Genomic DNA, 8,449 nt, shown 5'->3' with positions numbered 1-8,449 from the left:
GCCCCCGGCGCGTCCCCGGCCCCGCCGACTGGGACGACCGCCGCGCCCCGCGCACCGACCTGCGGCCCGACACCCTCGCCGTACGCGGCGGGCTGGTCCGCTCGCAGTTCCAGGAGACCTCCGAGGCGCTCTTCCTCACGCAGGGCTACGTCTACGACGCGGCCGCCGAGGCCGAGGCCGCGTTCGCCGGCGAGGCCGACCGCTTCCTCTACTCGCGCTACGGCAACCCGACCGTGTCCACGTTCGAGGAGCGCCTGCGCCTGCTCGAGGGCGCCGAGGCCGCCTACGCCACCGCGTCGGGCATGTCGGCCGTCTTCACGTCCCTCGCCGCGATCGTGCAGTCGGGGTCGCGGATCGTGTCCGCGCGAGCGCTGTTCGGGTCCACGGTCGTGATCTTCGAGGAGATCCTGGCCAAGTGGGGCGTGCGCACCGACTACGTCGACGGGCACGAGCTCGCGCAGTGGGAGGAGGCGCTCTCGACGCCGGCGGACGTCGTGTTCTTCGAGACGCCGTCCAACCCCATGCAGGACCTGGTCGACATCGCGGCGGTGAGCCGGCTCGCGCACGCCGCCGGTGCGACGGTCATCGTCGACAACGTCTTCGCGACGCCCGTGCTGTCCCGGCCGCTCGAGCTGGGCGCGGACGTGATCGTGTACTCGGCGACCAAGCACATCGACGGGCAGGGGCGCGTGCTCGGCGGCGCGATCCTGGGCACGGACGAGTACATCCACGGTCCGGTGCAGACGCTCATCCGGAACACCGGGCCGTCGCTGTCGGCGTTCAACGCGTGGGTGCTGCTCAAGGGCCTCGAGACGCTGTCGCTGCGCGTGCGGCACCAGACGGCGTCGGCCCTGCAGGTGGCCACGTGGCTCGAGCAGCAGCCGGGCGTGTCGCTGGTCCGCTACCCGTACCTGCCGTCGCACCCGCAGCACGAGCTCGCACTCGCCCAGCAGTCCGGCGGCGGCACCGTCGTGACGTTCAACCTCGCGGTGCCGGAAAGCGCGCAGCCCGACGTCGCCAAGAAGGTCACGTTCGGCGTGCTCGATGCGCTGCGGATCGTGGACATCTCGAACAACCTCGGCGACGCCAAGTCGATGGTCACGCACCCGGCGACGACGACGCACCGCAAGCTCGGCCTAGAGGGTCGCGCGGCGGTCGGCATCGCCGAGTCGACCGTGCGGCTGTCGGTGGGCCTCGAGGACCCCGCGGACCTCATCGACGACCTCACGCAGGCGCTCGACACACTCGCGGGCTGACACCTCCCCGACCTGGGGGACCTCGCGCGGAACACTGGCGCCATGAAGGCGTCGTCGTCGCTGGTCAGGCTGATCGTCGGGGCGCTGGCAGGCGTCCTCGTCGGCATCATCGTCGGCTGGACGTCCGTGGTCGCGGCGGTGCTGGCCGGGTGGGCGACCGTCGCGGCCGTCTTCGTCGTCTGGACGTGGGCGGCGGTCGCCCCGATGGACCCCGACGAGACGGCGTCTCACGCGACACGCGAGGAGCCGACCCGGTGGGGCGCGCACGCCGTCGTCCTCTTCGCGGCGCTCGTCACCCTGGTCGGCGTCGTCGTCGTGCTGGTGGACAAGAACATCGGCCAGCTGCTGCCCACGATCGCGGTGCTGGCCAGCGTGCTGGCGTCGTGGGCCGCCATCCACACGGTGTTCGCGCTGCGGTACGCGCGGATGTTCCTGACCGACGGCGCCGGCGGCATCGACTTCCACATGACGGAGGCGCCGCGATACACCGACTTCGCGTACGTCGCCGTGACCGTCGGGATGAGCTTCGCGATCTCCGACACCGACCTCGGCTCGTCCCCGATGCGGCGGACCGCGCTCGGGCACGCGCTGCTCAGCTACCTGTTCGGCACCGTGATCATCGCCCTGCTGGTGAACCTCGTCGCGTCGATGTGACCGCTCAGAGCCGGACCGTCTCGTTCTCGCCGCCGTCGTAGCGCTCGCCGGTCACCTTGGCCTTGACCAGGCTGAACGCCGTGGTCAGGCGTCCGCCCTTGGCGTGCCAGTACTCCGCGGTCTCGCCGCGCAGCACCACCAGCACCAGTCCGGGCGTCTCCGGGCCGTCGGGGAACCAGGCCTCGGCCGTCACGCCCCACAGCTCGCGGTTCTTGGCCACGTCGCGGACCACCTCGGCCGGGCCGGACACCGAGACCCACGCGGTGGAGTCGGCGAAGGCCGCATTGGCGGGGCTGCCGGCCTCGATCTCGTGCACCTTGTGGCTGTCGGCGTCGGCGAAGAACCAGAGGTCCCCGTCGAAGTCCACGTCCTGCACACCCATCGGCCGGCTCACCAGCGAGCCGTCGGCGCCGACCGTGGTCAGCATCGCGATCTTGGCGTCCTTGATCAGCCCGGCCACCGTGGCCACGTCGTCGTCGTGCGTCATGCGTCCTCCTCGAACGGCGCGCGCTCGCGGGGCTGCTGACCGCGGCGGCCGGGCCACCGTAGGCACGCCCCGCGGCTGTCGCATGTCGGAGGGGCGCGGGATGCTCTGTCCATGACGGACAGCGACTACGAGGCGATCGCCGACGACCTGGTCGCCCGCGGCGCCACCCGCGCGCAGATGATGGGCCGCCCGATCCTCAAGGTCGGCTCGACCATGTTCGCCGGGCACGTCGGCGGCGACCGGCTGGTGGTCAAGCTCGGCCGGGACAGCGCCGAGCACGCGGAGGCGCTGGCGCTGCCCGGCGTCACGGTCTGGTCACCGGGCGACAGCGGACGGCTGTTCTACGACTGGGTCGCGCTGCCCGCCGCGCTCGAGGACGAGTGGATGCGGTTCGCGGAGATCGCGCGCGTGCGAGCCTCGAAGCGCTAGCGGACCCACTGCTCCCCGGCCGCGACCGCGACCGTCAGGACGTTCTCCGGCGGTGGGATCGGGCAGGTGGCGAACTGCGTCAGGCCGCACGGCAGGTTGCTGGCGCGGTTGAGGTCGAGCGTCACCGTGCCGTCGTCGGCCACCGGGCCCAGCGCGAGGGTGCGCGAGGCGGGGTAGGTGGTGACGCCGCTGGTCGCATCCCGGAACAGCACGCTGAGCCCGCGGGCGCCGCCGTCGAAGACGATCAGCGACTGCGGGATCCCGGCCACCTCGAAGCGCACGGTGCCGACGGCGGTGTGGTGGTGCTCGAGGCCGTCGACGACCGCGCCCGTGGTGACCGTGCGGGCCTCGTCGTACGGCTCGTACCGGCCCGTCAGCACCCACTCCGGCGACGGTGTGTAGGCCGGGATGCCGTCGAACGCGGCGAGCTGCGGGGCCGCCGGGTCGTGCACCCGGACGATCGCGTGACCGGTGCGGCGGGCCACCTCGAGGAGGAGGTCACCGGCGCGGACCTGCAGGCCGGGAGCGCCCTCGACCGGGTCGAGGGTGGCGACGCCGTCGACGATCGTGCCGTCCGGCAGGACGAGACCGTCGTCGGCAACCGCCTCGATGCGCACGACGCCGTCCGCCGACCAGAGCCCGGGGACGTCCGCGAGCGGTCGCGGCTCGGCCGAGAGCCAGTGCAGGGCCGTGATCGCCACCCAGCCGTGCGGCTGCCGGAAGTAGGCCTCGCGGGTCGCGTGCCAGTCCTCCCAGTCGGCGACGAAGGCGGAACGCTCGGTCGTGGTCGTCATCAGCTGGCCCTCACATCGGCGTCGAGAGTGCGGCCGAAGGCGTCGGCCGGCGGGAGTCCGAGGTGCTCGCGCAGGGTCGAGCCCTCGTAGGACGTGCGGAACGAGCCCCGCTCCTGCAGCAGCGGGACCACCGTGTCGACGAACTCGTCGAGCCCGTGCGGGGTCAGGTGCGGCACGAGGATGAAGCCGTCGGAGGCGTCCTCCTGCACGTAGCGGTCGATCTCGGCGGCGACGTGCTGCGGGGTGCCGACGAACGAGTGGCGGCCGATGACCTGGATCACCAGCTCGCGGATGGACAAGCCCTTCGCCTCGGAGAGCTCGCGCCACTGGCGGGCGATGGCCAGCGGGTCGCGGAAGTGCGAGGCGCGGCCCTTCGTGATCGACGGGGCGTCCACCAGCGGGTCGACGGCGGGCAGCGGGCCGTCGACGTCGTAGTCGGACAGGTCGCGGTTCCACACCTGCTCGACGAACGACCGCGCCACGCTGGGCCGGACCTGCTGGAGCTGGATGGCGCGCAGCTTCTCCTCGGCCTCGGCCTCCGTGTCGCCCAGCACGAACGACGCTCCGGGCAGGATCAGCAGGTCCTCGGGGCGTCGGCCGTACCCGGCCAGGCGACCCTTGACGTCCGCGTAGAACGCCTGGCCGTCGGCGAGCTCGGTGTGCCGCGAGAAGACCGCGTCCGCCACCTGCGCGGCGAGCTCGCGGCCGCCGTCGGAGTCGCCCGCCTGCAGGATGACCGGGTGGCCCTGCGGGGGCCGCGGCAGGGTCGGGGTCGCCTCGACGTCGACCAGGCGGCCGCCCGTGCGGACGGTGCCCAGCGAGCCCGGCCGGACGAACTCGCCCGAGGCCGCATCGGCGACGACCGCGTCCGGCGCCCACGCGTCCCAGAGCGCCCGGGCGGCCTCGACGACCTCGCGGGCCCGCTCGTACCGGTCCGGGTAGGCGAGGTAGCCGCCGCGGCGGAAGTTCGCGCCGTGGAACGCGTCCGACGACGTCACGACGTTCCACGCGGCCCGCCCGCCCGAGAGGTGGTCGAGCGTGGCGAACTGCCGTGCGAGCTCGTACGGGTCGTTGAAGGTCGCGTTGATGGTGCCGGCGAGGCCGACGTGGGTGGTCACGCCGGCCAGCGCGGCCAGGACCGCGTAGGTGTCCGGTCGGCCGACGACGTCCTGGTCGACCAGCTGCCCGCGGTGCTCGCGCAGGCGCAGGCCCTCGGCCAGGAAGACGAAGTCGAACAGCCCGCGCTCGGCGGTGGCGGCGAGGTGCTGGAACGACGCGAACGACGACTGGGTGTCCGCGTGGTGGCTCGGGTCCGTCCAGACCGTGTGGTGGTTGACGCCCGGGAAGTGCGCGGCGAGGTGGATCTGCTTGGTCATCGGGGGTCCTTAGCGGGCGGTCGCGTAGCGGCTGGCGGGGCGGGGCAGACCGAGGGAGTCGCGGAGGGTCTCTCCTCGCTCGCGGGTGTCGAGGGCGGCCGCCAGGAACGGGAGGTCGCTCGTCACCGCGAGCGGGCGGATCGTGAGGCCGTCGGCACCCGAGCGGTCGACCAGGTCGCGCAGGACTGCCGCCGCCGTCCCCACGCCCGCGACGACCGCGTCGGTCGCCCAGGGCTCGAGCGCGTCGAGGGCCTCGTGGCGAGCGCGCGCGTCGTCGTCGGACGCACCGAGGAGGACGTCCACGTCGAGCAGGACGATGACCTCGCGGCCGGCCTCGGCTGCGGCCGCCCGCACGAGCGGCACGGTGGCTTCGTCGGCAACCCGCACGACGTCCGCGCGGCGCGCGGCGACCCGGCGGGCGTGGGGCTCGTCGCCCCGGACGATCACGACGGGGCGGCCCTGCGGCGAGCGGGGCGTGATCGAGGCGCCCTGCACCGAGAAGAACTCGCCCTCGAAGTCGATGGCGTGGATGCGGTCACGGTCGATGTACCGGTCGGTCTCCGCGTCCAGGACGATCGCGTCGTCCTCCCAGCTGTCCCAGAGCCGGCCCAGCACCTCGAGCACGTCGTCGGCCTCGCGCCACAGGGCGGCGAGGTCCCGCGGCACGCGCTCGTCGTACCGCAGCGCCTCGGCGCCGGCCCGGCTGTCCCCCGCCGGCGCGGCCACGTCGACCTGCACCGCGGCCCGGCCCAGGCTCACGTGGTCGACGGTCTGGATCTCCTTGCCCACGTGGAACGGCTCGCGGTACGTGACCGGGACGACGGGGGCGAGGCCGACGCTCTCGGTCAGCGGACCCAGCACGGCGGCGACGCCGACGGCGTCCAGGCTGCCGACGACGACGCCGGGCCGCTCGACGGGCGGGGCCGCGCTGTCGTCGAGGATGACGAGGGTCGCACCGGCGTCCTCGGCGCCGCGCGCGAGCCGGACCCAGTGCTGCGCGGAGAAGGGGTCGGTCGGGCTCAGCCGCCAGGCGGCCGGATGGCGGCCCGCCGCCGTGAGCTCGATCGCGACGGGGAACGGGCGCTTGTCAGGGAGGGTCATCGTGTCTTCCGGTCGTCGGGCGCATCGGTCCTGGCAGGAGCACCCGCACCCGGATGGCCGGGGGGTTGCTGCGACGTCGACGAGCCAGGTCTCTCGGTCGCTCGGGATGGCGCGCACAAGGTAGGAAGGGGTCGACGACCTGACCAGGGTTCGAGCGGATAATCTCGCGATGCGAGACTCGTCGGTCAGACGTCCTTGGCGAAGAGGAGCGACAGGACGTCGTCGCGGTACGGGCCGAAGGGCGCGACCGGCCGGTAGCCGGTGGACAGGTACAGGGTGACGGCCTCGGGCTGCCGGATGCCGGTCTGCAGGACCACGCTGCGCAGTCCCGCCGCGCGCGCGTCGTCCTCGATCGCGTTGAGGAGCGCGCGAGCCGCTCCGCTGCCGCGGGCCATCGGGTCGACCCAGACCTTCTTCAGCTCGCCGGAGCCCTCGGGGTAGCCCTCCCGGGCGGCACGCAGCGACGCGCAGCCGACGGGGACGCCGTCGAGGTCCGCGATCACCGTGCCCAGGTCGCCGATCCCCTGCCGCGGGTCGTCGGCCTCGAAGCCACCGGGGGTGACGGCGATGATCTCGGGGTAGCGCACCTCGATGTCCTGCCACATCGCGTACCGCAGCGCGACCGCGTCGGGATGGTTCCAGTCCACGTGCCGCAGGGTCAGGGTGCGGTCCGTCCGGACGCTCCTGGTGCGCTCCGGTCGCGGGCCGAGGTCCTTCGCGAAGCAGCGGGAGCTCGTCTCGGCGGCGTACGGCCCGAAGCCCGGGATCGAGCGGTAGCCCGACGACAGGTACATGCCGATCGCCTCGACCTGGAGCACCCCGGTCTCCAGCACCAGCCGGCGCCAGCCCCGCTCGGTCGCCAGGCGCTCGAGCTCCGCGAGGATCACGCGCGCGTGGCCCCGACCGCGCTGCTCCGGGACGACGTACATGCGCTTGAGCTCGCCGTCGCCCGGGCCCAGCCCGTCGTCGTCGGAGGCGTCACGGATGGCGCCGCAGGCCACGGGCTCGCCGTCGACCCGCAGCACCACCATCGCGGCGATGCCGTCGCCGGTCATCGTGTGGCCGATGTCGTCCTCGCCGTAGAGGCTCTTGAGCTCGGCCTGCTGCGCGTCACGCAGCCGTGCGGCGTCGGGGTGGTCCCAGTCGACGAGCTCCAGCACCATCAGCCGACGAGGGCCTTGAGGACGGACGTGAAGAACCGCAGGCCGTCGGTGCCCGTGCGGGGGCCCTTGGCACCGTCCGGGCCGAAGCCCTCCTCGACGGCGTGCTCCGGGTGCGGCATGAGCCCAACCACGTTGCCGGCCGCGTTGCTGATGCCCGCGATGCCCCGGCGCGAGCCGTTCGGGTTCCAGCCCTGGTAGCGGAAGACCACGCGGCCCTCGCCCTCGAGCTCGTCCAGCGTGTGCTCGTCGGCCACGTACTGGCCGTCCTGGTTCTTCAGCGGGATCGTGATGTGCTCGCCCGCCGTGTAGTCGCGGGTCCAGGCGGTGTCGACGTTGTCGACCGAGAGGACCTGCTCGCGGCACACGAAGTGCAGGTGGTCGTTCTTGATCATCGACCCCGGCAGCAGGTGCGCCTCAGTGAGGACCTGGAAGCCGTTGCAGATGCCGAGGACCGGCAGACCCTTGTGCGCCGCGTCGACGATCTCGCCCATGACCGGCGCGAACCGGCTGATGGCACCCGCGCGCAAGTAGTCGCCGTAGGAGAAGCCGCCCGGGAGGACCACCGCGTCGACCCCGTGCAGGTCCGCGTCGCCGTGCCAGAGGCTCACGGCCTCGGCGCCCGCGAGGCGGACCGCGCGCGCGGCGTCCCGGTCGTCCAGCGTGCCCGGGAAGGTGACGACGCCGATGCGGGTCATGCGTGTGTGTCCAGGGTGTCCTGGGTGTCCTGCGTGTCCTGCGTGTCCTGCGTGTCCTGCGTGTCCTGCGTGTCCTGCGTGTCCTGCGTGTCTTCGTAGACCGCGACCACGTCTTCGATCACCGGGTTGGAGAGCACGCGCTCGCCGGCTGCGCGGGCCGCCGCGAGGATCTCCTCCGTCACCGGCCCGTCGACCTCCAGCTCGAACCGCTTGCCCTGACGGACGGACGCGAACTGGCCGAAGCCGAGCCGCGGCAGCGCACCGGCCACGGCCTTGCCCTGCGGGTCCAGGATCTCGGGCTTCGGCATGACATCGACGACGACTCGTCCCACAGGGGGGCTCCAGGTGTTCACGCGGCGGTGGGGGTCGCGGCGATTCTAGCGAGTGCGCGGGGCGGGTCCGCGCAGGCGTTCAGTCGGTGGCCGGCGGGGGCTCGGGGTTGGGCGTCGCTCTGGTGATGGGCTTGGTTTCGCGGGGTCGATGCTCCGCCGACG

Annotated in this window: 10 protein-coding genes; 3 read left to right on the top strand and 7 right to left on the bottom strand. The window is 73.1% G+C overall.

Annotated features, from left to right (window positions below; genetic code table 11):
* Together ACXJKG_RS04710 and ACXJKG_RS04705 are read left to right on the top strand one after the other, a co-directional pair.
* A partial coding sequence (locus ACXJKG_RS04710; RefSeq protein ID WP_456844605.1) for an O-succinylhomoserine sulfhydrylase occupies window positions 1–1,256 on the top strand: 1,256 nt, incomplete at its 5' end.
* A 42-nt stretch (window positions 1,257–1,298) separates the two neighbouring features.
* Window positions 1,299–1,910: a DUF1345 domain-containing protein gene (locus ACXJKG_RS04705; protein ID WP_456844604.1), complete on the top strand. Its 612-nt coding sequence runs from the start codon at window positions 1,299–1,301 to the stop codon at window positions 1,908–1,910.
* A gap of 4 nt (window positions 1,911–1,914) precedes the next feature.
* Here ACXJKG_RS04705 and ACXJKG_RS04700 read toward each other — a convergent pair whose 3' ends face one another.
* Entirely contained in the window at window positions 1,915–2,397 is a 483-nt protein-coding gene (locus ACXJKG_RS04700; protein ID WP_456844603.1) for a pyridoxamine 5'-phosphate oxidase family protein, read from the bottom strand.
* 111 nt (window positions 2,398–2,508) lie between these two features.
* Between ACXJKG_RS04700 and ACXJKG_RS04695 the strand changes: the two genes are divergently transcribed.
* On the top strand, window positions 2,509–2,826 hold the full coding sequence (locus ACXJKG_RS04695; RefSeq protein WP_456844602.1) for a hypothetical protein: 318 nt from the start codon (window positions 2,509–2,511) through the stop codon (window positions 2,824–2,826).
* Here ACXJKG_RS04695 and ACXJKG_RS04690 read toward each other — a convergent pair.
* The 6 genes from ACXJKG_RS04690 to purS all read right to left on the bottom strand — a co-directional run bounded on the left by ACXJKG_RS04690 (window position 2,823) and on the right by purS (window position 8,287).
* Window positions 2,823–3,620 carry a DUF1684 domain-containing protein gene (locus ACXJKG_RS04690; RefSeq protein ID WP_456844601.1) on the bottom strand — a complete coding sequence of 266 codons (798 nt, stop codon included), beginning with the start codon at window positions 3,618–3,620 and terminating at the stop codon, window positions 2,823–2,825. The genes ACXJKG_RS04695 and ACXJKG_RS04690 overlap by 4 nt on opposite strands.
* Window positions 3,620–4,996 (bottom strand): NtaA/DmoA family FMN-dependent monooxygenase, encoded by a 1,377-nt coding sequence (locus tag ACXJKG_RS04685; protein WP_456844600.1) that lies wholly within the window; start codon window positions 4,994–4,996, stop codon window positions 3,620–3,622. The genes ACXJKG_RS04690 and ACXJKG_RS04685 overlap by 1 nt, the downstream gene beginning before the upstream one ends.
* A 9-nt stretch (window positions 4,997–5,005) precedes the next feature.
* Window positions 5,006–6,097, bottom strand: coding sequence for an LLM class flavin-dependent oxidoreductase (locus tag ACXJKG_RS04680; protein WP_456844599.1), 1,092 nt, complete (start codon window positions 6,095–6,097; stop codon window positions 5,006–5,008).
* 185 nt (window positions 6,098–6,282) lie between these two features.
* Complete coding sequence (locus tag ACXJKG_RS04675; protein WP_456844598.1) at window positions 6,283–7,260, bottom strand: GNAT family N-acetyltransferase; 978 nt, start codon at window positions 7,258–7,260, stop codon at window positions 6,283–6,285.
* Complete coding sequence (gene purQ, locus ACXJKG_RS04670; RefSeq protein ID WP_456844597.1) at window positions 7,260–7,955, bottom strand: phosphoribosylformylglycinamidine synthase subunit PurQ; 696 nt, start codon at window positions 7,953–7,955, stop codon at window positions 7,260–7,262. The genes ACXJKG_RS04675 and purQ overlap by 1 nt, the downstream gene beginning before the upstream one ends.
* Entirely contained in the window at window positions 7,952–8,287 is a 336-nt protein-coding gene (gene purS, locus ACXJKG_RS04665; RefSeq protein ID WP_456844596.1) for a phosphoribosylformylglycinamidine synthase subunit PurS, read from the bottom strand. Before purS ends, purQ begins: the two co-directional genes overlap by 4 nt.
* Window positions 8,288–8,449 lie beyond the last annotated feature (162 nt).

Source organism: Cellulomonas sp. P5_C6, from assembly GCF_054049635.1.
Note: the sequence above shows the minus strand (reverse complement) of the source record. Positions and strands in the feature narration are given on the sequence as shown.